Genomic DNA, 26707 nt, shown 5'->3' with positions numbered 1-26707 from the left:
CTAGTTTACGAAATATAACTCCATTTTAACATTTTTGCGGGAGATTGGGAAACATTTTATTCAGGAAAAAAACTTGCGTACTGCGATATAAAATAATACAATAATAAGTGAATATAGATTATGCCCAACGGGCTGGGCATAGGAACCGGCGAACCGCAATTTGCGGAACTGGCAGAGAATAACAGGACGGTATGGATATAGATATGAGCGCAACGAGACAGCAGATGTTAGAGACAGCAGAACACCTGAATCAGCAGATGACAGACGGAATTCCTTTTACCTGGGAGACTCTGGAACAGGCACTTACCTCTGTGACAGAACAGGATGATAAGGGAATCCACGGATGGATCTGCTATTTTGCTGCCTTTTATCAACTGACAACAGGGAATCAGGAGGGCTGCCTGCATTATCTGGATGAGAGCGTCAGGTGTCTTCTGGGAACGGATCAGGAGCATCATGTAGCCAGAGTGTACAATATGATCGGTATTGTGGCACATATGCAGAACAACCTGTCGCTGGCCATGGAACAGTACGATAAAGCATTGGATTATACGGAAAAATACGATGATAAGATGGTGCACAGCATTGTACTGAGCAATATGTCGGATGCGTATTATCTCATAGGAGCTTATGAAAGAGCTGTGCAGTGCCATGCGGAATGTATCCGCGAATTTGAACAGGCGGATGACAACAGTACATACAGCAGGATTAATTTCCGGAAAATGCTGGCAGAGTACGGATGCTGCCTGCTGCATCTGCATATGGATGACGAGGCGGAAAAGGTACTGTGTAAACTGGAAGAGACCGGGCAGAGCAAGGAGGTCATACGTGAGACAAGGCTGGGTGTCAATGTATTTCTGGCTTATCTGGCGGAGCGAAACGGAGACAGGAAGAAGGCAGAAGAGCATGTACGTACAGCGGTAATGGCATTAGAGGATATGACACAGGTCTCTTCCGAATACGACAGTATTCAGAATCTGCTGCAATATGTGGAAAAGATAGGCAAGACGGAACAGATAGAGGAAGTATTGAACTGTCTGGAACCCAAAGCTGCCATTGAACAGAATAAAAGTCTGCTGTTGCAGCTTTTGTCTCTGCGGATGCGTTATTGCAGTTCCAGAATGACTCCGGAAGAATTCAAACAGAGCGCAGACACCTTCTTCCACTTGAAAGACAGCTGGGAGCTGACAGAAAACAGTCAGGTCATGTATATGATGGAGCTTAGAAAGCGATTACAGGCGGCAGAAGAGGAGCAGAAGGAACAGGAACGTAAGAGAAACCGGCTGTTGTATCAGGCAGACCATGACGAGCTGACAGGACTCTATAATAAGAGAAGCCTGAATCGTTATCTGGAGGATGTGTTTGAAGACTGTCTTCTGAATGAGAAGGAACTGGGCATTCTGTTCCTGGATATTGACCATTTCAAACAGTTGAATGATCGCTATGGACATGGAAGGGGAGATGAAGGAATCTGCGCGGTAGCGGATACTCTGAAAAAATGTTTTCCGGAGGACTATGTGGCGCGTTACGGCGGAGATGAATTCCTGGTGGTCATGACGGGACGTGACAGGGAGTATGCAGAGGAACATGCAAGACAGCTATGTATGGGCATCCGGGAATGTGAGATTCCCAATGAAGACTCTTCTGTGGAACCCTGGCTTACGATTTCCGTGGGTGGTGTCTGTGCTATTCCGAAGGAACCAAACCGAGTGTGGGATTTCCTGTCGGCTGCGGACAAAACACTTTATGACCAGAAAAATGAGCAAAAAGGAAAAGTACGCTTCTATGTGGGAGAAGGACAATACCTATAGCTCTGAAACCAAAATAAAGGAACACAACAATGGATAACAAGCAATATTCCACCCGCGAATTGTTTCGCAGGTTTGCACCTTATTTTAAAAAATACCGTTTTACCTTGTGGATGGATCTGTTCTGTGCAGCACTGACCACGGTCTGTGAACTGGTGTTGCCGTTAATTATGCGCTACATTACCAATGAAGGGCTGTGGGATCTTGCGTCCCTGTCGGTGAAGACCATACTTTCACTGGGAGTTCTGTATTTCGGACTTCGTATCGTGGATTGCATCGCCAGTTACTATATGTCCGATATGGGACACGTCATGGGCGCGAAGATCGAGACGGACATGCGCAGAGATGCATACAACCATTTGCAGAAGCTGTCCAATACTTATTATAACAATACCAAAGTCGGTCAGATCATGGGGCGGATCACCAATGATCTGTTTGATGTGACGGAATTCGCCCATCATTGCCCAGAAGAATTTTTCATCGCCGGAATCAAGACCGTAATCTCTTTTATCATTCTGGCAAATATCAATCTGCCGCTGACATTGATGATCTTTCTGTGCGTGCCGCTGATGTGCGGTGTGTGCATGATCCTGAATTTCCGGATGCGAAGTGCCTTTCGCAAGCAGCGTAACCAGATCGGAGAGCTGAACGCCCGGATCGAGGATAGTCTGCTGGGCCATAAGGTGGTCAAGGCATTTACCAATGAAGAGGTGGAAAATGTCAAGTTTGAGAAAGATAACGGCACTTTTCTGGATATTAAGAAGCTGACCTACCGTTACATGGCGGCATTCAATACCACAGTGAAGCTGTTTGACGGATTGATGTATCTGGTGGTATTGGTGGCAGGCGGTATTTTTATGGTAAACGGACGGATCGCCGCTGGTGACCTGGTGGCATATATGCTGTATGTATCCACCCTGATCGCAACAATCCGGCGTATCATCGAATTTGCCGAACAGTTCCAGCGGGGCATGACCGGTATCGAGCGCTTTTTACAGATCGTGGATGCGGATATCGAGATCTTCGATGAGCCAGATGCCATAGAACTGAAGGACCCGAAGGGAGAAATCTCTTTTGAAAAAGTAAGCTTTGAATATCCGGATGACCATAACAAGGTATTCACTGATCTGAACCTGCAGATCCACGCGGGAGAAAAGGTGGCCATCGTCGGTCCTTCCGGTGGTGGTAAGACAACGCTGTGCAATCTGATCCCGAGATTTTATGATGTCTCAGAAGGCAGGATCCTGTTGGACGGCCAGGACATTAAGCATTTTACGTTAAAGAGTCTGCGGGGCAATATCGGTATCGTACAGCAGGATGTGTATCTTTTCTCCGGTACGATCTATGAAAATATCGCTTATGGACGTCCCGGGGCTTCGAAAGAAGATGTGATCAATGCGGCAAAGCGTGCCGGGGCTCATGAATTCATCATGGGACTGAAGGACGGTTATGATACTTATGTGGGAGAACGGGGTGTAAAGCTGTCCGGCGGACAGAAACAGCGGATCAGTATTGCCAGAGTATTTCTGAAAAATCCGCCCATCATCATTCTGGATGAGGCCACTTCCGCACTGGACAATGAGAGTGAGTTCGCCGTGGCAAAATCTCTGGGAGAATTGTCGGAGGGGCGTACTACTCTGACTATCGCCCACAGACTTTCCAGTATCCGCAATTCCGACAGGATCCTGGTGCTGACGGATGACGGCATTGTGGAGGAAGGCAATCACGACCAGCTCATGGAACAAAAAGGGATCTATTATCAGTTCTATGAAACAGCCAATGCTTTGAAATAACATTACAAAAACGGAGGTAGAGCTATGAAACTTGTGTTTGTGGGGGCAGACCATGAAGTAACCGGAAGCTGTCATTATCTGGAGGTTGCCGGGAAACATATTTTAGTGGACTACGGTATGGAGCAGGGTGTCAATGTATTTGAAAATGTGCCGCTGCCGGTGGCGGAATCCATGATTGATTATGTATTCCTGACTCATGCTCATGTGGATCATTCGGGTCTTCTGCCGCTTCTGTATGCCAGAGGCTTCAGAGGACAGATCTATTCCACGGATGCTACAGCGGATCTGTGTAGCATTATGCTGCGTGACTGTGCACATATCCAGAGTGCCGAAGCGGAATGGAAGAATCGTAAGGCAAAACGTTCTGCGAATAATGCAGTGGTGGAGCCGCTGTATACCATGGAGGATGCAGATGGTGTGATCCGCCGGTTCGTTCCCTGTCATTACAATACGATCGTGGAAGTATGCGAGGGAGTAAAAATCCGTTTTACGGATATCGGACATCTGCTGGGCTCTGCCAGCATCGAAGTCTGGCTGACGGAGGACGGCAATACGAAAAAAATCGTATTTTCCGGCGATATCGGCAACAAGCACCAGCCGTTACTTAAGGATCCGACACCTACGAAGGAAGCGGATTATGTCGTGATGGAGTCTACCTACGGTGACAGACTGCATCCGAAGGATAAGCTGGATTATGTGGCAGAACTGACCAAGGTGCTGCAGGAGACCTTAGACCGGGGTGGTAACGTGGTGATCCCGTCTTTTGCTGTGGGCCGTACCCAGGAGATCCTGTATTTCCTGCGGAAGATCAAGGTAGGGCGCCTGGTAAAGGGTCATGAAGATTTCCCGGTGTATGTGGACAGTCCCATGGCGGTAGAGGCTACCGGCGTATTCCAGGAGAACAGGTGGGAATGCTTCGATGATGAGGCCATGGAATTCGTAAAAGAAGGCATTAATCCCATTGCTTTTTCGGGATTAAAGCTGTCCATCACCAGTGAGGAATCCAAAGCCATCAACTTCGACGAGACACCCAAGGTCATTATCTCCGCATCCGGTATGTGTGACGCAGGACGTATCCGGCATCATCTGAAGCATAATCTGTGGAGACCGGAGTGTACGATCCTGTTCGTCGGCTATCAGTCGGTGGGAACACTGGGCCGGGCACTGGTAGAGGGTGCTGATGAGGTGAAGCTGTTCGGTGAGACGGTTTCAGTGCGCGCCGAGATCCGGAAAATGACGGGACTGAGCGGTCATGCGGATAAGGAAGGCCTGATCGACTGGATCCGGGCCTTTGAAGAAAAACCGAAGAAGGTGTTCGTGGTACATGGAGAGGACAGCGTATGTACCGGATTTGCTGAGTGCCTGAAGATCGAGTACGGGCAGAGAGCCTACGCTCCTTACAGCGGTACGGAGTTCGATCTGGCAGGCAATAAGTTCACCTATGAGGCAGCACCTGTTGCCGTGCAGAAAAAGACGAAGCCTGCTACCGGAGTCTTCGAACGACTGCTTGCCTCTGCGAGACGCTTACTGGCACTGGTTACGAAGAGCGAGGGCGTCATGACCAACAAGGATATGGCGAAGTTCGCGGACCAGATCAATTCCCTATGTGACAAGTGGGAGATATAAGTGCATCCATAGGCACAAACAACCCTGAGTATGTAGGACGATAGTCCGGAATACGAAGGGGGGACGATTTCGAGAGTGCGAAGCACGGAGAAATCGTTTATATATTATATTGGAATCAGAATAAGGAGACAACATGAGTTTAGCGGATCATATTTTTATCGATATGTGCAATGACATTTTAACCAACGGTACCAGCACGGAGGGCGAGAAAGTGCGCCCCCACTGGCCGGATGGTACCCCTGCCTACACTATTAAGAAATTCGGAGTAGTGAACCGGTACGATCTGTCGAAGGAGTTCCCGATCCTGACCTTGCGCCGGACGGCATTAAAATCCGCCACAGATGAGATGCTGTGGATCTGGCAGCGCAAGTCCAACAACATTCATGATTTAAACAGCCACGTCTGGGATGAGTGGGCAGATGAAAACGGCTCGATCGGTAAGGCATACGGCTATCAGATGCAGGTGAAGCATCAGTATAAGGAAGGCATGATGGATCAGGTGGACCGCGTGATCTACGATCTGAAGAACAATCCCTTCAGCCGCCGGATCATGACCAATATCTATGTGCATCAGGATCTGCACGAGATGAATCTGTATCCCTGTGCTTACGGTATGACCTTTAATGTGACGCAGAAAAAGGGAGAGGACAGGCTGACCCTGAATGCCATTTTAAACCAGCGTTCCCAGGACGTACTGGCAGCCAACAACTGGAATGTGGTACAGTATGCGGTGCTGGTGCATATGCTGGCACAGGTCTGCGATATGAACGTGGGCGAGCTGGTGCATGTCATTGCGGATGCCCATATCTATGACCGCCACGTGGATGCCATTAAGGAGCTCATCAGCAGAGACCCCTTCCCGGCGCCGAAGTTCTGGCTGAACCCGGAGATCAGGGACTTCTATCAGTTCACACCGGATGATGTGAAGCTGGAGGGTTACCAGACCGGGGAGCAGATCAGGGATATTCCGATTGCAATCTGACATGAGTAAGTAGGGCGGTAGCCCGGAATACGAATATCAGTACGGTTTCGTGAGTGCGAAGAACGGAGAAACCGGTTATTATCATAGAAACAAACAGAAACGAGGTACACCATGAATTTAATTGTAGCAGTAGACAACAACTGGGCCATCGGCAGCAAGAACGAACTGCTGATCCGCATCCCCAACGATCACAAGCATTTCCGCGAAGAGACGACAGGTAAGGTAGTGGTTCTGGGACGCAAGACTTTGGAGACTTTCCCGCAGGGCATGCCTTTAAAGAACCGCATCAACATTATTTTGTCCAAAGATCCGAATTATCAGGTCAAGGATGCGATCGTGGTACACTCTATTGAAGAATTGCTGGAAGAACTGAAGAAATATGACGAAGAGAATATCTATATCATCGGCGGAGAGAGTATTTACCGCCAGATGCTGCCTTACTGTGACGTGGCCCATGTGACGAAGATTGACCATGCCTACGAGGCGGATGCCTATTTCCCGGATCTGGACAGTGATCCTGAGTGGGAGATTACCGCAGACAGTGACGAGCAGGTCTATTTTGACATTACCTATCAGTTCTTAAAGTACGAGCGCAAGAAAGCCTGAGTGCGGAAAACGATGAAAAAGAAGATATATTTGGCAGTTACGGTTTTACTGCTTACTCTGGCAGGAATATATGTGGCAGCCAGAATGATTCTGTGGGGTGGTCCCGTAAGTTTTCGCAGTTATGTGTTGTTACTGGGGGATCTGCTGTGTCTGCTGCTTCTCCTGTTTTATGTATATCTGAGAGTACCCATCAGGCTGCACCGGAAAATACGGGACAAGTGGGGAACTCCCGGGAAATGGGAGTGGCTGGAGGATATCGGCATTGCTTTGTGGGCAGTGCTGTGCCTGATCGTCACGTTTGCCGGAATTGCCTGGATTTGGTTTGAAAATGACATCCCTTCGGAGACGCGGCTCACAGAGAATCTGATCAGTGTGGAAGAGATGGAGTTCCCGGACAGGCACTGGTATTCCTACTGGCGTCCAGAGGGCGTGCTGTTTCGGAGAGAGACGGAGCTTGCCGGTGAGGATTACATTACTTATCTGACGGAATTGATGGACAAGGAAGAAAATACCCACCCGGAGGATGCAGAAACGGTAGCAAAGCAGGCGATGGAAGAACAGTGGCTTGCGGAATACTATGCGTCGGAGACGGAAAACGCGGAAGATGTACAGGATCCCTTAGAGCCTTACGCACAGGCAGTATATGATGCTGTGCTGCAACAACAGGGCTTTTCCTTCGAAGTCTGCTACAATGCCAAAGGCAATTTCTATCTGCAGCTGGGAGAACAGGAGCAGGCGGGAAAGACCTATGCATACACGCTGGTCTACAATCGTACCTCGCAGAACGGAAAATGTGAGATTTTCGTGCTGTACCGGAATCCGGAAGAGAATCTGTCCACAGAGGCAGCACAGATCGTGGAGTTTTATGCGGTCCGCAGTGAAGATCTGCAGGTCATTGCGGGGGATAAGACCGGATGGTCAGTGGTAGCGAACAGTGCATATCAGGAAGCTACCGGAGAAAAATAATTGTAGTGAATTTAATTTGAGTTTTCAGCTAAAAGGAGAAATGAGCCACATTTTCGCTGAAAAAGTCACTGGAAAGCATAAATGTGTATATTGACTTTTATTACAAATGGTATAATAATGAAAATCAATAAATTCTGTTAAGAGAAATCAACAGGCAGAGTGGTAAACCGAGGAAAGAAGGAATACAAAATGGAAAAGAAGAACATTGACTGGGGTAACATCGGTTTCGGTTATACCCCTACGGATTACAGATATGTGTCCAATTACAAGGACGGCAAATGGGATGACGGTCAGCTGACCCAGGATCCCAACATCGTATTAAATGAGTGTGCAGGTGTATTGCAGTATGCACAGACCGTATTCGAGGGCCTGAAGGCCTACACCACAGAAGACGGACATATCGTAACCTTCCGTCCTGACTTAAACGGTGAACGTCTGGAGTCTTCCGCAGCAAGACTGGAGATGCCCATTTTCCCCAAGGAGCGTTTCGTGGAAGCTGTTACCGAGACGGTTAAGGCGAACGATGCTTTCGTACCTCCTTACGGCAGCGGTGCAACTCTGTACATCCGTCCTTATATGTTCGGCAGCAACCCTGTCATCGGTGTAAAGCCTGCGGATGAGTATCAGTTCCGTATTCTGTGCACCCCTGTAGGACCTTATTTCAAGGGCGGCGTTAAGCCTCTGACCATCCGTGTCACCGACTTTGACCGTGCGGCACCTCACGGAACCGGTCACATCAAGGCTGGCCTGAACTATGCTATGAGCTTACATGCAATCGTATCCGCTCACAAGGAAGGCTACGATGAGAATATGTATCTGGATGCTGCTACCCGTACCAAGGTAGAGGAGACCGGCGGTGCGAACTTCCTGTTCGTTACCAAGGACAACAAGGTCGTAACTCCCAAGTCCGACAGTATCCTTCCTTCCATCACCCGTCGTTCTCTGGTATATGTTGCCAAGGAATATCTGGGACTGGAAGTAGAAGAGAGAGAAGTATACCTGGATGAAGTAAAAGACTTCGCAGAGGCTGGTCTGTGCGGTACCGCAGCAGTAATCTCCCCTGTTGGCAAGATCGTTGACCACGGTAAAGAGATCTGCCTGCCCAGCGGCATGACCGAGATGGGACCTGTCACCAAGAAGCTGTATGAGACTCTGACCGGTATCCAGATGGGCAGGATCGAAGCTCCTAAGGGCTGGATCCATGTGATCGAGTAATCTGGTATCAAAATTGAATAATATTAAAAATGCGTGTGGAGAATATCCGCACGCATTTTTTTGTCTGTAGAATTCTTAGATTTTTCTGAACTTCCAAGAAACCGTGGCACAGAAGAAAAAAATAGGGTATAATCAGAATTTAGAGACTTTGAGAAAGTAGGAAATGTTATGTTTTTTAAAAATAGATGTCATATCACCGCGGTATTGGTGGCGGGAGTGCTGGGAATAAGTATGGTGACGGGACTGACCGCCTGCGGCAGCAGTGACGGCACAAAAGTGGTATTTACCACAGGATTTGGGAAAAATGAGGTATTTCGGATCGGGGACGAGTCCTGCTCTAAGGCGGAGATCATGATCTACCTGACCACGACCCAGAATCAATATGAGAATGTCTACGGGACGGAGATCTGGAATACTTCCCTGAACGGAGTGACTCTGGAGGATAATGTCAAGGAGACAGTGCTGGCAAGGATTGCTCAGATCAAGACCATGTACCTGCTGGCAAAAGAGAAAGAGGTCACGTTGGATGAAGCCGAGGAGGCAAAGGTCGTTCAGGCGGCACAGGAGTATTATTCTTCCTTAAATGATACGGAGATCGAGGCTATGGGTGCCACGGAGGAGATTGTGGAGAATCTGTATCGGGAATATGCCATGGCAGACAAGGTCTATCAGTTGATTATACAGGACATCAATCCGGAGATCAGTGATGACGAGGCTCGCAAAATTACGGTGCAGCAGATCTTTTTTGCAACAGCATCCACGGATATGGACGGAAACCTGAAGCCTTATTCGGAAAGCTCCATTCAGAGTGCCTATGAGAAAGCCTGCGAGGTAAGAGACCTGGCGGTGGACGGAGAACACGATTTCACGGAACTGGCATCCAAATACAGCGACGATTCCGAGATCACCTATTCCTTTGGCAAAGGAGAAGCGGAGAGCGCTTATGAGGAAGCGGCTTTCAATTTGGCAACAGACGAGGTGAGCCAGGTTGTGAAATGTGAACGAGGCTATTACATTATCAAATGCATCAATACGTTGGATCGGGAAGAGACGGACGCTAATAAATTAAAGATTGTAGAAGAGCGGAAACGGGAAGTCTTCGGGCAGGAGTATGACAGCTTTGTGAATACACTGGTGCGTCAGCTCAATGACAAGCTGTGGGATGAGATCACGCTGATCATGGACGAACAGGTGACTACGGACAACTTTTTTGATGTGTATGCAAAGTACTTTCCGGAGGAGTAATTTCTGGTTTTTTACACGCTTTATTAAAATTTTAGAATTACGGAAATATTGATAAATACTGGATTTTTGACTGATTGTTAGCACTCATTTATAATGAGTGCTAAATTTGCCTTGACTTTTTAATTTTACAGTCCTACACTTAGAATCAGTTAGGAAACAGTCAGCCATGGCTGTGCAATTTTAGAAAAGGATGTGGTAATAATGGTAGCAAAAAACGGCAGTTTGTCAATTAACAGTGAAAACATATTTCCGATCATTAAAAAGTGGTTGTATTCCGATCACGATATTTTCTACAGAGAGTTGATCTCTAACGGCTGCGATGCCGTGACCAAGCTGAAAAAGCTGGACATGATGGGAGAATATGCCCTGCCTGAAGGCTATAAGGGACGTGTGGATGTCATCGTGGATCCTGAAAAGAAGACACTGACCTTCAAGGATAACGGTCTGGGCATGACTGACGACGAAGTGGAAGAGTACATCAACCAGATCGCATTTTCCGGCGCAACGGATTTCATTGAGAAATATAAGGACAAGAGCAATTCCGACCAGATCATCGGTCATTTTGGACTGGGCTTCTATTCTGCATTCATGGTAGCGGATGAAGTACACATTGATACCTTGTCCTACAAGGACGGCGCCAAGGCAGTGCACTGGGAGTGCGACGGCGGCACCGAGTTCTCCATGGAAGACGGAGACAAGACGGATGTCGGTACGACCATTACCCTGTTTTTAAATGAAGATTGTCTGGAGTTCTGTAATGAGTACAAGGCTCGTGAGGTCGTGAAGAAGTATTGTTCCTTCATGCCTACCGAGATCTATCTGTCCAAGGCGAACACCAAGGAGACCCAGATCATCAAGGAAGAGGAAAAGCTTCCCGATGATGAAGTCCTGGAAGAGATCGAGCCGGAGAAGAAGGAAGCGGCAGAAGGTGAAAATGCTGAAGCTGCTGAGGGAACAGAAGAGCCTAAGAAGCTGAAGATCAGAAAGCGTCCTGAATTGATCAACGAGACACAGCCTCTGTGGACCAAGCATCCCAATGAGTGCACGAAGGAAGAGTATCTGGACTTCTACCGCAAGGTATTTCAGGATTACAAGGAGCCTCTGTTCTGGATCCACCTGAATATGGATTATCCTTTTAATCTGAAAGGTATCCTGTACTTCCCGAAGATCAACATGGAGTATGAGTCCATCGAAGGTACCATCAAGCTGTACAACAATCAGGTATTTATCGCAGATAACATCAAGGAAGTCATTCCTGAGTTCCTGCTGCTGTTAAAGGGTGTCATCGACTGCCCGGATCTGCCTCTGAACGTATCCAGAAGTGCATTGCAGAATGATGGATTTGTCAAGAAGATCGCAGAGTACATTACCAAGAAGGTAGCGGACAAGCTGGCAGGCATGTGCAAGACAGACAAGGAAGAGTACGACAAATACTGGGATGACATCAGTCCTTTCATCAAGTTTGGCTGCCTGAAGGATGACAAGTTCTGTGAGAAGATGAACGATTACATCCTCTTCAAGAATCTGGACGGCAAATATCTGACGCTGCCGGAGTGCCTGGAGATCAAGCCTCAGGATGAGGAAGAGAACAAGGAAACTGCCATAGATGAGAACGGCAACAAGGTAGAAGCCGAAGTCGTAGAGGATAAATCTGAAGCGGAGGCTTCTGAGGAGAATGCCGGGGAAGAGAAGAAGGAAAAGATCATTTACTATGTAACGGATGAACAGCAGCAGAGCCAGTACATCAATATGTTCAAGGCTGCTAAGATGGATGCTGTGATCCTGACCCATAATATCGATCAGCCCTTCATCTCCCAGTTGGAGCAGAAGAATGAGGGAATCAAGTTCCAGCGTATCGATGCGGATGTGACCGATGCCCTGAAGTCCAAGACTTCCAAGAAGGCTGAAAAAGAGATGGAAGAGCAGGCAGAGAGCATCAGCAAGCTGATGAAGAAAGCTCTGAAGAACGACAAGATCACTGTCAAGGTAGAGAAGCTGAAGAACAAGAAGATCTCTTCCATGATCACGCTGTCCGAAGAGAGCAGACGTATGCAGGATATGATGAAGATGTACTCCATGCCCGGCATGGATATGAGTGCTTTCGGCGGTGAGGGCGAGACCCTGATTCTGAATGCCAACCATCCTCTGGTACAGTACATCACCGAGCACCAGGACGGCGAGAACGCAGAAATGATCTGCGAGCAGCTGTACGATCTGGCAAAGCTCCAGCATGCACCCTTGTCCGCCGATGCCATGACCAAGTTCGTGGCAAGAAGCAATGACATTATGATGCTGTTGACCAAATAAAAATGACGGATTAAAAACAAAGGGAATCACAATCTGGGAACGGTTTGTGGTTCCTTTTTTGGGCTACACGGCGGCTCGGGGACAGATGCAGACCGGTACCGGAATTAGTATTTAGTGAATGCATATCACCCGTCTGTTAATCAAGTAGATGTATGATGAAGACAAAACGGATAGAAGTTAGTCTACTTAGTATATGGGAACATGCACATATTTTTCTGACTTTGCATATTCTGTAAGGAACATTTGTTGCCTGACCGGATCAAGACAGACAAAACGGCATAGGCAGAAAGGACCTCTGTCCATGGACACTACTTATACAGGAACACTTCAGATCAGCGTTGTCTCCGCTCTGAGGATGACACCGATACCCGGCGCGACCGTCACCGTCTCCTATACCGGGGATCCGGATTCCCCGCTGGAGACGATGACTACTGACGAATCCGGGCAAACCCCTACGATAACACTGGATGCGCCGCCGAGAGAGCTTTCTTTATCTCCGGATATTACGGCACAGCCCTATTCGGAGTACAACATTCAGGTGACTGCAGAAGGCTTTGAACCGGTACTGGTATCTGGTTCCGAAATTCTGGCAGGCGAATTTTCCCTACAACCGATCCGCATGAATCCGCTGAATGTAACAGAGGAGGAAGAAAAAGTAGTAGTAATACCTGCACATACGCTTTTCGGAGAGTATCCTCCGAAGATTCCGGAAGAAGAAATCAAACCTATGAACGAGACCGGGGAGATCGTACTGAGCCGTGTGGTGATTCCGGAATATGTGATCGTACATGACGGTGTTCCGGAGGATCCCACTGCCCGGAATTACTGGGTGCGCTATAAGGATTACATTAAAAATGTGGCCTCCAGCGAGATTTATTCCACCTGGCCGGAGAGTGCAATTTATGCTAATATTCTGGTCATTCAATCATTTACGTTAAACCGTATATTTACAGAGTGGTACAGGGGACGTGGGTACGATTTTACGATAACTTCTTCTACGGCGTATGATCAAAAATGGATCTATGGCAGAAATGTGTTCGAAGAGATCGACTATCTGGTAGATTCCATTTTTACCAACTATTTGTCAAGGCCCGGTGTACGACAGCCCATTTTCACATCGTATTGTGACGGTAATCGGACTACCTGCCGGGGGCTGAGCCAGTGGGGCTCCAAGTCATTGGCGGATCAGGGATATTCCGCTATTGATATCATTCATTATTATTACGGCAATGATATGTATATCAATTCCGCAGATATTATTTCGGGAGTGCCTTCTTCCTGGCCGGGGTATGATCTGACTATCGGTTCTTCCGGGGAAAAAGTCCGTCAGCTGCAACAGCAGTTGAACCGGATCGCCAGAAATTATCCGGCGATTCCTACGTTGACACCCGACGGAATCTATGGCTCCGGTACTGCGGAGGCTGTCCGGACGTTCCAGAAGATATTTAATCTTCCTCAGACCGGAATCGTGGATTATCCTACATGGTTTGAAATCTCGGATATTTATGTGGGGGTGACACGTATTTCGGAGCCGGATGCGTAGTAAATGGGAAGTTACGCGAGCAATGAGCCGCGTAACTTCCCATTTACCATGTTGTAACAAGTGTAATTCCAACAATTTTCCCGGACAAGCATAAAATCCGCTTGACAGATAAAAATAAATAACGTATTATTGTATTAAATAAATAATACAGTAAAACAACAAGACAATGAGGGACCCGGGGAGGCATCGATAGAAACGATGCGTGACAGGTAATAAGAAACAGAAAATAAGAAACAAGAAAGGATGATAGGAATGGCGTGGGAATTGGATGCTGACAGACCCATATATGCGCAGCTGGTGGAGCGGATCCAGAAAGAGATCGTGTCCGGCAAATATCAGCCGGGAGAGAAGCTGCCGAGTGTCAGAGATCTTGCGGCCGTGGCGGCGGTGAACCCGAATACGATGCAGAAAGCTTTTGCGGAACTGGAGCGGAGCGGCCTGATCGTGACACAGCGCACCAGCGGCAGAACCGTGACGGAGGACACTGAGCTGATCGGGAATACCAGAGAACAGCTGGCAGCCGGGCATGTCCGGAATTTTATCAACAACATGCAGGAACTGGGATATCAGAGAGAGGAGATCCGGAATCTCTTCGATAAGGTACAGGCCTGACAGGGGTGCAAATTTATGATGAAAATAAAGAGAGGCGGAAATAGAAATGAATAATCTGGTAGAAATTGTAAATCTGACCAAGAAATATGGTGCCAATGTGGCTGTGAACAATCTGACCGTAAGTCTCCCCAAGGGGAAGATCATTGGCCTGTTGGGACCCAACGGCAGCGGTAAGACGACACTGATCAAAATGCTGAACGGTCTGCTGACACCGACGGAAGGCACTATTATGATCGACGGAAATTATGTAGGACCGGCGACCAAGAGCAAGGTAGCTTATCTGCCGGACCGCACGTATCTGACCATGAATCAGACGATCCGGGAGATCCTGGATTTCTTTCAGGACTTTTATACAGACTTTTCCAGGGAACGTGCGGAAGAGATGTTAAAGAGTCTGGGGATCGATCCTGCAGTGAAAATGCGGACATTGTCCAAAGGTACGAAGGAGAAGGTACAGTTGATCTTAGTGATGAGCAGGAATGCCAGCCTGTATATTTTGGATGAGCCGATTGCCGGTGTGGATCCGGCAGCGAGAGATTACATCCTGCGCACCATTATCAACAACTACAATCCGGAAGCCACCGTGCTGATCTCTACCCATCTGATCGAGGATGTGGAACAGGTACTGGATGAAGTCATCTTCATGCGTTATGGTCAGCTGGTGTTATATACATCCGTTGACAATATCAGAGAAGAGAAAGGTAAGTCTGTAGATGCTTACTTCAGGGAGGTGTTCGCATGTTAGGAAAGTTAATGAAATATGAATGGAAAAATATCTGGAAAGCCGGTACACTGATGCTTCTGGGAATGTTTATCGTCACAGTGATCGGCTGTGTCGTACTGCAAATGCCGGGAGTGGCGGAATTTTTCGACAGCAATGATGTAAATGGCGCGCAGGCCTGGCTTGTGATCTCTTCCTTCGCGGCAATCCTGATCCTGTATGTGATCATGCTGCTGGCATCCACCTGGGGTATGCTGATCTTCCTGGGCATCCGCTTTTACCGCAGCATGTATACGGATGAGGGATATCTGTCCCACACCCTGCCGGTGACGGCCAACCAACTGTTCTTAAGCAAGGTACTGGTGTCCGGTGTCTGGTATCTGTTCATTTCGATAGGCATTGGTATTTCAGTGGTGGCACTGGTCGTCTCTTTGATGACAGGACTTTTAAATATTGGTGAACTGAGTGGTGTACTGATACAATATAATGGAAATATCTGGGAATTCCTGGCAGATGCTTTTTATGAACTTGGCAGAACATACGAAGAAGAGATGGGAATCAATCTGCTGCATTATGGGATTACACTACTCTTAACCTATGTGGCAGGACCTTTCATTACTATGGTCACCCTGTTCGGAGCGCTGACCATCGGACAGCTTTCCTCCAAACATAAAGGCCTGATGGGAATCCTGGCATATGCCGGCCTGACGATCCTGTCTTCCATCATCGGAAGTACTGTACAGAGTGCCTTCATGTTTGGCACAAATGTCATGAGCAACTCCGGCGGATTTTCGGTAACGACCAATATGGCCTATGACATTAACGTGATCACCAGCCTGCTCATTGCGGCCATCATGTACGGCGTATCTTATTACATCATGAACCGAAAATTAAACCTGGACTAACCGGGTCTACACCTTGCCCTCAACTGGTAAATTTGGTATAATAAATCCAAATGACAACAGGGAACGGGTGAAGGTACATGCAGGAGATTATTGATAGAATTTTAGGAGGAAACTTCGATTATGAGAACGGTTCTTTGGAATTCTCCTGCGCTAAAATAGAGATTTCCCTGTCACAGGGGACAATATATGAGGGCTCTTTTCACATTCTTTCTGCGTCGGAAGGCTATGTAAAGGGATCCGTGATCTCGGACCATCTTCGGATGGAATGTATGACGGATCAGTTTACCGGCTCCGATGCAGAAATTTTTTACTGCTTCCACGGAGAAGATCTGGAGGAAGGGGATGTGATCAAGGGCTCTTTTTCCGTAGTCAGCAACAGAGGAGAATACAATCTTCCTTTTGTGGTGACGGTGGAGCATGGGATGTTGAATTCTTCCATCGGGGCTATCCGGAATCTGTTCCATTTTGCCAACCTGGCGAAGAGCAACTGGAAGGAAGCTGTGCGGCTGTTCTATGATCCGGAATTTCTGCGGCTGTTCCAGGGGAACGATGCCCATTTCTATGACAGTTACCGGATCCTGTCCACTTATGAGGGCAACGAACAAAATGTGGAGGAATTCCTGATCTGTATCAATAAAAAGCAACAGCTGGAATTCCTGACGGAAGAGAAAGAACTGGTGAAAAAACTGCCTCGCAGCGCAGATAATTACGGCATCACGGAGAACAATCTGACCATCGTGAGGAACGGCTGGGGATATACGAATCTCCAGATCGAGTGTGAGGGTGAATTTGTCTTTACGGAAAAGGAAAACATTACAGACGATGATTTTCTGGGAAACCGTTGCCGCCTGCCGGTCTACATCGACAGCAGCCTGTGCAGATCTGGCAAAAATTTCGGTAAAGTCTACATATATAATGCTTATACTTCACTGGAGATCCCGGTCATGGTACAGCTGGGAGACGGTGTAGTGGCCCGGCATGCGGATCACAGTCATATGCAGTGCATCACAAAGATCATGAAATATTATGAAGAATCGAGACTGAAAAAGATCGGTACGGGAACCTGGCTCGCGGAGACCGGCAAACTGGTGGAGCGCATGGTGACCATGGATGAGAAGGATGTGCCGGCGAGACTGTTCCAGGCACAGCTTCTGATCACAGAGGAACGCTACAATGAAGCCGGATGGATCCTGGATCACGCGGCGGACATGTTGGAAGCCCAGGGAGCTACCGGCGGAGAACAGTGGGCTTACTATCTGTATCTGACCACACTGATCCACAGGGACCCCCAGTATACACTGCAAATGGCGGAGCAGGTGGAACAGATCTACCGCTATGACAGGACCCGCTGGCGTGTGGCATGGCTGCTGTTGTATCTGTCGGAGGAATACAATCGTTCAACCTCCGGGAAATGGATGTTCTTAGAAAAACAGTACCAGTACGGCTGCACCAGTCCGGTGATCTACCTGGAAGCACTGGCCCTTTTGAACGGCAATCCGGCGCTGCTACGTAAATTGAACAGTTTTGAACTGCAGGTGTTGAACTTCGGTGTCCGTCAGGATGCGGTAAACGACAGCCTGATCGAACAGCTGTTGTATCTGTCGGGAAGAGTCAGAGAGTATTCTCCACTACTGGGCAGAATTTTACGAAGACTGTATGAGAAAAAGAAGGATGTGCGGATCCTGCAGGAGGTGTGCAGCCTTCTGATCAAGGGAAGTAAGACGGGACCGGATGCCTTCACGTGGTATCAGATGGGTGTGGAAAGCCATCTGAGGATCACGAATCTCTATGAATATTATATGGCGTCGGTAGATCTGGATGCTGTGCTGGAGCTTCCGAAAGTGATTCTGATGTATTTTTCTTTCCAGAGCAATCTGGATTATGAACATAGTGCGTTCCTGTATGCGTATCTGTTAAAACACCGGAAAGATTATGAGGAACTGTACGAACATTACGAGCCGAGAATGGAGCGGTTCGTCATTGACCAGATCCAGAAGCAGCATATTAACAGACATCTGGCAATACTGTATCAGGAATTCCTGTCTCCGGCCATTGTAACGGAAGCTATGGCGAAGCCTTTGTCCCGTCTGTTGTTTGCCCATATGGTAAGAGTGGATGACAGCAGAATGCGTAAGGTGATCGTCAGCCAGCCGGGGAATCTGATACTGTCCGAGACGCCTCTGCAAAACGGCACGGCCTGGGTGGCAGTCTACGGGAATGATTATACCATTGCTTTTGAGGATGCATATGGTAACAGGTTCCTTAAAAATGTGGAATATACCCTGGAAAAACTGCTGGTACCGGGGAAATATCTCAGACTTCTGGAACATTATGTGCCGGATACGGCAGAACTGGATCTGTATTTCATGGAGAACGGCAGAACAGAAGAGACCATATCTTCCACAAAGCTGATGCGGATGGCAAGACTGGTGGAAAGCGATGCCGTGGAGCCGAAGCTGCGCAGTGAGATTGCGGTACAGCTGGTACAGGCCTATTTCGACGCGGATAATTTGCAGGCACTGGATGAATACCTGCAGGAGCTGCAGGGGGACGGCTTTACGGAGGAACAGCGGGAACTGATCCTGCGTTTTCTGGTGTTGCGGGGAAATTATGAGAAGGCATATGCCTGGATCGAAGCATATACCCCTTATTTTGTGGAGGCCAAGATTCTGTTGCGGCTTACGGACGGTGTGATCACGCAGTCGGTCCATGAGGGAGAGGCAGTCCTGTATGCGGCGGCATTGACGGTGTTCCGCAAGGGAAAATACAACGGTGGAATTTTAGAGTATCTGGTGCGTTATGCCACCGGTACCACGAAGGAATTGCGTGACATCTGGAAAGCGGCAAGATCCTTTGAGATAGACTGCTACAGCTTAAGTGAAAAGATATTGCTGCAGATGCTGTTCTCCGGGGCATTTGTGGGAGAGCGGATGGATATTTTCCGTTATTATGTATCCCAGGGAGCCAGACAGGAGATCGAGGAAGCTGTGCTTGTACAGAGCTCTTATGATTATTTCTGCCGGGAGAAGATCACGGAGGAATATGTATTCCGGGAGATCCGTAACTGCTATCTGCGGGGAGAAGAGACCCAGCGGATCTGCAAGCTGGCTTATCTGAAATTCTATGCGGAGAATAAGGACAAGCTGGAGCGGGAAGATGAAACTCTGGTCCGGAATTTCCTGGAGGAAATGATGAAGGACCACATTCATCTGAACTTTTTCAGGGAATATCAGGACTGCCTGCCACAGCTGCAGGAGATGAAGGACAAGACTATCGTGGAGTATCACACAAGAGGCGGCGTCCGTGCAAGGATTCATTATGTGATGATGCATGAGAACGGGCAGGCGGAGGATTACCTGTCGGAATATATGCAGGAAGTATACAGCGGTGTATTTTTCAAGGAATTCGTACTGTTTTTCGGGGAGAATCTTCAATATTACATTATGGAAGAATCAGAGAACGAAGAACAGCTGACGGAGAGCGGAAGCCTGCAGAAGAGCGATATTATGAATGAAAGTCCGGACAGCAAATACGAGATTATCAATGATATGATGATCAGCATGACACTGCAGGACGATACGACACTGGATCATCTGATCGAGGAATATTACCGCAGGGAATATCTGGATCACAGATTGTTCACATTGCAGTAAAGATAAAAAAAGACAGCAGGAGAGGAGGCGGAAGAACATGCGACTGCCGGGAAGTGATAAAGTTATAGTGGGTTATGACCTGGGGAAAGATTATGCGCAGATCAGCTGCTATGTCACAGGCAGGGAAGAAGAGATCACCACATTGTCTTCCGTTGCAGGCTCACAGGTCTATACGATTCCCCTGGTCCTGAGCAAGAGACAGGGAGTCAACCAGTGGTTCTATGGAAGTGAAGCCCTCCGGCATGCGGAGGAAGAAGAGGGAATCCTGGTGGAGCATCTTCTGAAGCTGGCAAAAGATGGGGAACCGGTGCAGATCGATGGAACGACTCTGGATCCGGTGGCACTACTGACTCTTTTTCTCAAGCGTAGTCTGGGAATGCTGTCCCAGATGACTTCCACAGAGCGGATCGGGGCCCTGATGATCACCTGCGAGGAACTGGATGCAGGAATGCTGGAGGTGCTGACGCAGGCAGTGGAGGCATTACACCTGAAGACGGATGCTGTCTGTTTTCAGAGCCATCGGGAGAGCTTTTATTATTACAATCTGTATCAGCCGGAAAATCTGTGGAAGCAGGGGAGCGTGCTGTGCGAGTATAGGGACAGTTCCATCCAGACTTATTATATGGAATGCAACCGCCATACGACGCCGGTGGTAACGTACATCGAAGAGCGGGAATTCCCTTTTCCGGTGGAAAAATCGGATGAAAAGTTCCTGGAGATCGCCACACAGCTATGTGAGAACCGGATGGTGTCCTCGGTATATCTGATCGGGGAAGAGTTTTCTCAAGAATGGATGAAAGAATCGCTACGCTATCTGTGCCGTGGACGGAGAGTCTTTCAGGGGAACAACCTGTTCAGCAAGGGTGCCTGCTACAGCATGATGGAGCGACTGCATCCCAGTGAAAACGGACAAAATCATGTCTATCTGGGACAGGATAAATTGAAATCCAATATCGGTATGAAAGTGCGCAGACAGGGAGAGGAATCCTATCAGGCACTGTTAGACGCCGGAATCAACTGGTATGAGGCGCAGAATACCATGGAGTTTTACCTGTTGGAAGGAAGAGCGGTGGAGATCCTGATCACGTCCCTGACGGGAAAGGGCAGCCGGATCGCCAGAATCGTGCCGGAAGAATTGCAGGAAGGAATCACCAGACTGCGGATTCAGGTGGAGATGAAGGATGAAACACATCTGCAGGTGGAACTGGAGGATCTTGGTTTTGGCAGCTTCCGAACAGCTACGCATCATATCTGGAAGGAAGAAATAGAGTTGTAGATCTGCCCGGGGCAGAGAAAATGAGGATGAAAAATGAAGGCAAGTCTGTGTGTAGGAGAATATTGCGAGAATGCCTATAATGTGGAAGGCCTGGATATCCGGGTCTATAGTATGGAAGAGTTGTGCTATTGCCTAAAGGAGAATGCATTCCTGTTAGACCTGTCCATCATGAACGATAAGCTGGTGGACTGGATCGGAGAAGAATGTAAAGTGTGGGAACTGGCAAAACAGCTCTACCCCATGGTACATAAGCAGGGATCTTTAAGTGTGTTCGTGGTGACGATCCTGCAATATGTGGGGATGTACGATCCGGAAGAAATCCTGCAGGTGGAGCAGGTACTGAAGCAAGGAGCCGGACTCAGCAATCTGGAGAAACGCAAGAGCCAGATCGACTATATGGTGGAAAAAAGAAAATATGCGGCAGCCATCCGCGGATATGATATGCTGCTGGAGACCTGGAACCATCTGGAACAGGAAGGCAAGGAACTTCCGGCGGGAAAAGTCCGGGCGGCGATCCTGCACAATAAGGGTGTGGCGCTGACAGGGCTGATGTTTTATGGCAAGGCGGCATATTACTTTAACGAAGCCTGGAAGACCGATCCGGACAGAGAACACCTGGATGCCTATCTGGCGGCAAAGAGAATGGAACTGACGGAGGATGCCTATGTGGCATTTGCAGCGCAGAATCCGGAAAATTATACGGAGTCCCTGGAACTGGAAAAGCGGATCGAGCAATTTGAATGGGAATGGGAACAGCAGCCAGAGTACCGACAGCTACGGCTGCGTGGTGACTGGCGGGTGAACGACAGGGTGAGATACGATGCGGAAAATAAGAGACTGACTCAGGCACTGAAAAACAGTTACCGGACAAGTGTCAGCGTATAGAGAAGACAGCAGGAGAGAATTATGGCGTGGTGGAACCGTTTATTTAAGAAAAAAGAACCGATACAGCAGGAAGAGGACTGGGAACAGCTGGTCTATACCCGCAACGGTGTGAATTTTGATGAGGAAGACCAGAGAAAACGTTACATTGTAAATTGCCTGGAGCAGATCGCAGAGGCTTCCAAGGAGATCGACCTCCTGACGGGAGAGTATACGCTGGTGACTTCTTATCTGACGGATACGGATGAGATTGAGGCCCTGCCAGCAGAGCAGAGAGAAGAGGTCAACCGGGTGGCCGGCAAGCTGGCCGGGCTGGAACAGGAACGCAGCAGATACCGGGAAAAGAAGAACCGTATGCGTGATGCGGACTTCTATGCGATCCGCAAAAGAGAGAACGAGATTGAAGAAGGCATTCAGAAGATTCGGGACGGCGAGAAATACGGCAATCTGATAAGGCAGGATCTGCACAGACTGGACGGAGAACGACATGCCTACGAATACCGGAGAAATGAGCTGGAGAATCTGATGAACAACCAACGGGGCATGTCTGTCATTTTCCTTACGGCATTGATCGTCTGTGTGATCATGCTGGTGATCCTGCAGTATGTTTTTGAAATGGATGTCTATGTGGGACTTTTTCTGGCAGTAGGTGCAGGAGCTGTAGCCATCTCCTATGTCTGCATCCGGTACATGGATGCAGGACGGGAACTGCAGCGGGTGGAGAAGACCATCAACAAGATCATCCAGCTGCAGAATAAAGTCAAGATCCGCTATGTGAACAACTGTCAGCTGATGGAATATCTGTATCTGAAGTACAATACGGACAGTGCAGCAAAGCTGGAAAAACAGTGGAAAATGTATCAGGACGAAAAGGAAGAGCGGAAGCAGTTCGCAGAGGCGGAAGCTAAGATCGAGTACTACCAGAAGCAGCTGGTACAGCAGCTGGCCGGTTATCGTGTGCAGATGCCGGAGCGCTGGATCAGCCAGACAGCTGCGCTTTTGGACAAGCGGGAAATGGTGGAGATCCGTCACGAACTGATCCAGAGAAGACAGGTGCTCCGTAAACAGATGGACTACAATCAGGAAGTAGCGGAGAGTGCAAGAAACGAAGTAAAAGACATCGCAGCCACCTATCCGAAATATGCCCAGGAGATCCTGGCCATGGTGGAGCGGTACGACCGATAAAGAATTGACAAGACACCTCTCGTTGTGTTACTATGACACCGTGTTAGCAATTTACCATGCTAAAGTATACGACGCGGCCAACAGTGAGTGGCAGAACGGGAGGATGTATTATGAAAAGAGTATTAGTGGCATTACTGGCAATCAGCATGGCAGCAGGTGCTCTTACCGGCTGTGGTTCTAAAGGATCTGAGAAAACATTTACCGTAGGTTTCGATGCGGAATTTCCCCCTTACGGATATCGTGATGACAGTGGAGAATATGTAGGCTTTGACCTGGATCTGGCAGCAGAAGTATGCAAGAGACAGGGCTGGGAGCTGGTAAAGCAGCCTATCGACTGGGATGCCAAGGATATGGAGCTTTCTTCCGGGGCCATTGACTGTATCTGGAACGGTTTCACCATGAACGGCAGAGAAGATGCCTACACCTGGACAGAGCCCTATATCGACAACAGTCAGGTATTCGTCGTAGCGTCTGCTTCCGGTGTACAGAACAAGGAAGAACTGGCAGGCAAGGTGGTAGCAGTACAGAAGGATTCCTCCGCACTGGCTGCTCTGAACGATGAAGAAAATGCAGACAACATTGCACTGCGTGATTCCTTCTCCCAGCTGATCGAATATGCGGACTACAATACCGCTTTCATGGATCTGGAGCAGGGTGCGGTAGATGCCGTAGCCATTGATATCGGTGTGGCACAGTATCAGATTGCGCAGAGAGAAGAAGGAAAATTCGTTATGCTGCAGGGCGAGGACAATAAGCTGGCTGTAGAGCAGTATGCAGTAGGTTTCCTGAAGGGTAATGATGAACTGAGAGATACCGTACAGAAGACACTGGACGAAATGGCAGCGGATGGTACCTTCGCACAGATCGCTGAAAAATGGGGACTGACCGACAGCGTATGTCTCGGTAAATAATCAACTAAGGATAGTTAAGGAGTAGAATTCATGAGTTTGCTGACCATGAGTGCCCAACTGGCAGAGGGCTTTCTGATAACGGTGGAAATATTTGTACTGACCCTTTTGTTTTCCCTTCCTCTGGGGCTGATCGTAGCCTTCGGAAGAATGTCAGGATGTAAGGTGATCCGCATTATCTCCAAAATATACATATCCATCATGAGAGGAACCCCTCTGATGTTACAGATCATCGTGGTGTATTTTGCTCCCTTTTATGTATTCCGCATGCAGGTGGGAACGGGGTATCGTTTCCCGGCGGTGATACTGGCATTCGTGATCAATTATGCGGCATATTTTGCAGAGATCTACCGTGCGGGCATTGAGTCCATACCGGTGGGTCAGTATGAGGCTGCGGAGGTGCTGGGCTACAGCAAGGCACAGACTTTCGTGAAGATCATTCTGCCGCAGGTGGTGAAGCGGGTTCTCCCGCCAGTGACCAATGAGACCATTACGCTGGTCAAAGATACCTCCATGGCATTTACCATTTCCATTGCGGAAATGTTCACGGTGGCAAAGCAGATCGGAGCGGCACAGACCAGTGTGCTTCCCCTGTTGGCAGCAGGTGTGTTCTATTATATCTTCAATCTCGTGGTGGCTTCTTTCATGGAGTATCTGGAGAAGAAGACATCTTATTACAGATAGGAGCAGTGCGGAAATATGGTCCTTTTGGAAATGAATCATGTGAAAAAAAGTTTTGACGGCAATGGGGTGCTGAAGGATATATCCCTGAAGGTCAACGAAGGAGAAGTTGTCTCCATCATCGGCCCCTCCGGTTCCGGCAAATCCACATTGCTTCGCTGTGCAACGCTTCTGGAGAAAATGGACGGTGGTGAGCTGATCTATTTAGGGCAGACGGCAGCTTCGGAGAAAACGGATAAAAACGGCAGAATACAGTGCGAATATGCGTCCAAGGCAGAATTACATAAGATCCGGAAATGTTTCGGACTGGTGTTCCAGAATTTTAACCTTTTTCCCCATTATACGGTGATGAAAAATATCATCGATGCGCCGATCCATGTGGATAAGGTAAGCCGTACAGAAGCCGTGGCGAGGGCGGAGAAGCTTTTAGCACAGTTGGGACTGTCGGATAAGGCAGATGCCTACCCTTACCAGCTGTCCGGCGGACAGCAGCAGAGAGTATCCATAGCCAGGGCACTGGCACTGCAGCCCAGGATCCTGTTCTTCGATGAGCCGACCTCGGCACTGGATCCGGAATTGACGGCAGAAGTATTAAAGGTGATCAGACAGCTGGCAAGTGAACATATGACCATGATCATCGTAACCCATGAGATGCAGTTTGCCAGAGAAGTATCCGACCGCATTATTTTCATGGAACAGGGTGTGATCGTGGAGGAAGGTTCTCCCGAAGCACTTTTTACAACGGAAAATGCCCGGGTTCGGGAATTTATCGGAAAGTTGCAGTAAAAATATATTGATTTTTTTTCGCAAATCTGTTTATCTATTAGGTGTGGGTGTATCTTGCCCACACCTGTTTCAATAAAAGACTGAAAAACATAAGAATGCGAGGACTGATGGTATGAGCGTACAGGAAATGAAACCGATCAAGGAAGGCAAAGTTCGTGAGATCTATGACAACGGAGACACCCTGATCATGGTGGCAACTGACCGTATCAGCTGCTTTGATGTGATCTTGGACAACACAGTAACAAAGAAAGGAACTGTATTGACCCAGATGTCGAAATTCTGGTTTGATATGACTGAGGATGTGATTCCCAATCATATGGTATCCGCTGATGTTAAGGATATGCCCGAATTTTTCAGACAGCCGAAATTCGACGGCAACAGCATGATGTGCAAGAAGCTGAACATGCTTCCCATCGAGTGCATCGTTCGTGGATACATTACCGGAAGCGGCTGGGAAAGCTACAAGAAGAATGGTACCGTATGCGGTATCAAGCTTCCGGAAGGTCTGAAGGAGGCAGATAAGCTTCCCGAGCCCATCTATACCCCTTCCACCAAGGCAGAGATCGGAGATCATGATGAGAATATCTCCTATGAGCAGAGTGTGGAATATCTGGAGAAGCGTTTCCCCGGCAAGGGCGCAGAATATGCGGCCAAGCTTCGTGACTATACCATCGCTATTTATAAAAAATGTGCGGATTATGCACTGACCAAAGGAATCATTATCGCAGATACCAAGTTCGAGTTCGGACTGGATGAGAACGGCAACATGGTACTGGGGGATGAAGTATTGACTCCCGACAGCTCCCGTTTCTGGCCGGTAGACGGCTACGAGCCCGGACATGGCCAGCCTTCCTTTGACAAACAGTTCGCCCGTGACTGGCTGAAAGCCAACCCTGAAAAAGGCTGGAAGCTGCCGGAGGACATCGTGGAGAAGACCATTGACAAATACCTTCAGGCTTACAAGATGCTGACAGGCAAGGATCTGTAGGGTACGGTTTTTTAGTTTT

At 48.4% G+C, this 26707-nt stretch carries 21 protein-coding genes; all 21 read left to right on the top strand.

All coding sequences use genetic code 11. The annotated features are described in order from the left end of the window. Window positions 1-191: 191 nt before the first annotated feature. Entirely contained in the window at window positions 192-1811 is a 1620-nt protein-coding gene (locus tag DWZ61_RS02995; protein ID WP_117466227.1) for a diguanylate cyclase, read from the top strand. A gap of 29 nt (window positions 1812-1840) precedes the next feature. Next, window positions 1841-3601: an ABC transporter ATP-binding protein gene (locus DWZ61_RS02990; RefSeq protein WP_118537334.1), complete on the top strand. Its 1761-nt coding sequence runs from the start codon at window positions 1841-1843 to the stop codon at window positions 3599-3601. Between the two features lie 24 nt (window positions 3602-3625). After that, the gene (locus DWZ61_RS02985) at window positions 3626-5227 is read left to right on the top strand and encodes an MBL fold metallo-hydrolase (RefSeq protein ID WP_117466225.1); all 1602 of its coding nucleotides are present in this window, start codon (window positions 3626-3628) and stop codon (window positions 5225-5227) included. Between the two features lie 133 nt (window positions 5228-5360). Beyond that, window positions 5361-6209, top strand: coding sequence for a thymidylate synthase (gene thyA / locus DWZ61_RS02980; protein WP_117466224.1), 849 nt, complete (start codon window positions 5361-5363; stop codon window positions 6207-6209). Window positions 6210-6320: 111 nt separating this feature from the next. Beyond that, window positions 6321-6815: a dihydrofolate reductase gene (locus DWZ61_RS02975; RefSeq protein WP_022153191.1), complete on the top strand. Its 495-nt coding sequence runs from the start codon at window positions 6321-6323 to the stop codon at window positions 6813-6815. Window positions 6816-6827: 12 nt separating this feature from the next. Beyond that, entirely contained in the window at window positions 6828-7781 is a 954-nt protein-coding gene (locus DWZ61_RS02970) for a hypothetical protein (RefSeq protein ID WP_022313539.1), read from the top strand. A 159-nt stretch (window positions 7782-7940) separates the two neighbouring features. Continuing rightward, window positions 7941-8996, top strand: a complete 1056-nt coding sequence (locus tag DWZ61_RS02965) for a branched-chain amino acid aminotransferase (RefSeq protein WP_279220466.1) — start codon at window positions 7941-7943, stop codon at window positions 8994-8996. A 168-nt stretch (window positions 8997-9164) separates the two neighbouring features. Further along, complete coding sequence (locus DWZ61_RS02960) at window positions 9165-10241, top strand: peptidylprolyl isomerase (protein ID WP_118502607.1); 1077 nt, start codon at window positions 9165-9167, stop codon at window positions 10239-10241. A gap of 201 nt (window positions 10242-10442) precedes the next feature. Next, window positions 10443-12548: a molecular chaperone HtpG gene (gene htpG / locus DWZ61_RS02955; RefSeq protein ID WP_118537332.1), complete on the top strand. Its 2106-nt coding sequence runs from the start codon at window positions 10443-10445 to the stop codon at window positions 12546-12548. 301 nt (window positions 12549-12849) lie between these two features. Continuing rightward, the gene (locus tag DWZ61_RS02950; RefSeq protein WP_117466221.1) at window positions 12850-14091 is read left to right on the top strand and encodes a peptidoglycan-binding protein; all 1242 of its coding nucleotides are present in this window, start codon (window positions 12850-12852) and stop codon (window positions 14089-14091) included. 252 nt (window positions 14092-14343) lie between these two features. Then, complete coding sequence (locus DWZ61_RS02945) at window positions 14344-14703, top strand: GntR family transcriptional regulator (RefSeq protein WP_118537331.1); 360 nt, start codon at window positions 14344-14346, stop codon at window positions 14701-14703. A gap of 46 nt (window positions 14704-14749) precedes the next feature. Further along, entirely contained in the window at window positions 14750-15448 is a 699-nt protein-coding gene (locus DWZ61_RS02940; RefSeq protein WP_118537330.1) for an ABC transporter ATP-binding protein, read from the top strand. After that, window positions 15442-16329 carry a hypothetical protein gene (locus tag DWZ61_RS02935; protein ID WP_118537329.1) on the top strand — a complete coding sequence of 296 codons (888 nt, stop codon included), beginning with the start codon at window positions 15442-15444 and terminating at the stop codon, window positions 16327-16329. The genes DWZ61_RS02940 and DWZ61_RS02935 overlap by 7 nt, the downstream gene beginning before the upstream one ends. Window positions 16330-16406: 77 nt before the next feature. Beyond that, window positions 16407-19982: a DUF5717 family protein gene (locus DWZ61_RS02930; RefSeq protein WP_118537328.1), complete on the top strand. Its 3576-nt coding sequence runs from the start codon at window positions 16407-16409 to the stop codon at window positions 19980-19982. A 37-nt stretch (window positions 19983-20019) separates the two neighbouring features. Continuing rightward, complete coding sequence (locus tag DWZ61_RS02925; RefSeq protein WP_118502595.1) at window positions 20020-21258, top strand: DUF5716 family protein; 1239 nt, start codon at window positions 20020-20022, stop codon at window positions 21256-21258. 33 nt (window positions 21259-21291) lie between these two features. Then, window positions 21292-22143 carry a hypothetical protein gene (locus tag DWZ61_RS02920; protein WP_118537327.1) on the top strand — a complete coding sequence of 284 codons (852 nt, stop codon included), beginning with the start codon at window positions 21292-21294 and terminating at the stop codon, window positions 22141-22143. Window positions 22144-22164: 21 nt separating this feature from the next. Further along, complete coding sequence (locus tag DWZ61_RS02915; RefSeq protein ID WP_118537326.1) at window positions 22165-23325, top strand: hypothetical protein; 1161 nt, start codon at window positions 22165-22167, stop codon at window positions 23323-23325. Window positions 23326-23435: 110 nt separating this feature from the next. Beyond that, window positions 23436-24236, top strand: coding sequence for an amino acid ABC transporter substrate-binding protein (locus tag DWZ61_RS20055; protein WP_119623565.1), 801 nt, complete (start codon window positions 23436-23438; stop codon window positions 24234-24236). A gap of 30 nt (window positions 24237-24266) precedes the next feature. Beyond that, on the top strand, window positions 24267-24917 hold the full coding sequence (locus DWZ61_RS20050) for an amino acid ABC transporter permease (protein WP_022313394.1): 651 nt from the start codon (window positions 24267-24269) through the stop codon (window positions 24915-24917). A gap of 15 nt (window positions 24918-24932) precedes the next feature. Further along, the gene (locus tag DWZ61_RS02905; protein ID WP_117466210.1) at window positions 24933-25700 is read left to right on the top strand and encodes an amino acid ABC transporter ATP-binding protein; all 768 of its coding nucleotides are present in this window, start codon (window positions 24933-24935) and stop codon (window positions 25698-25700) included. Window positions 25701-25812: 112 nt separating this feature from the next. Further along, complete coding sequence (locus DWZ61_RS02900; RefSeq protein ID WP_117466209.1) at window positions 25813-26688, top strand: phosphoribosylaminoimidazolesuccinocarboxamide synthase; 876 nt, start codon at window positions 25813-25815, stop codon at window positions 26686-26688. Window positions 26689-26707 lie beyond the last annotated feature (19 nt).

Source organism: Clostridium sp. AF34-10BH, from assembly GCF_003478095.1.
GTDB classification, from domain to species: Bacteria; Bacillota; Clostridia; order Lachnospirales; family Lachnospiraceae; genus Acetatifactor; species Acetatifactor acetigignens.
This window is presented reverse-complemented; position numbering and strand designations above follow the sequence as displayed.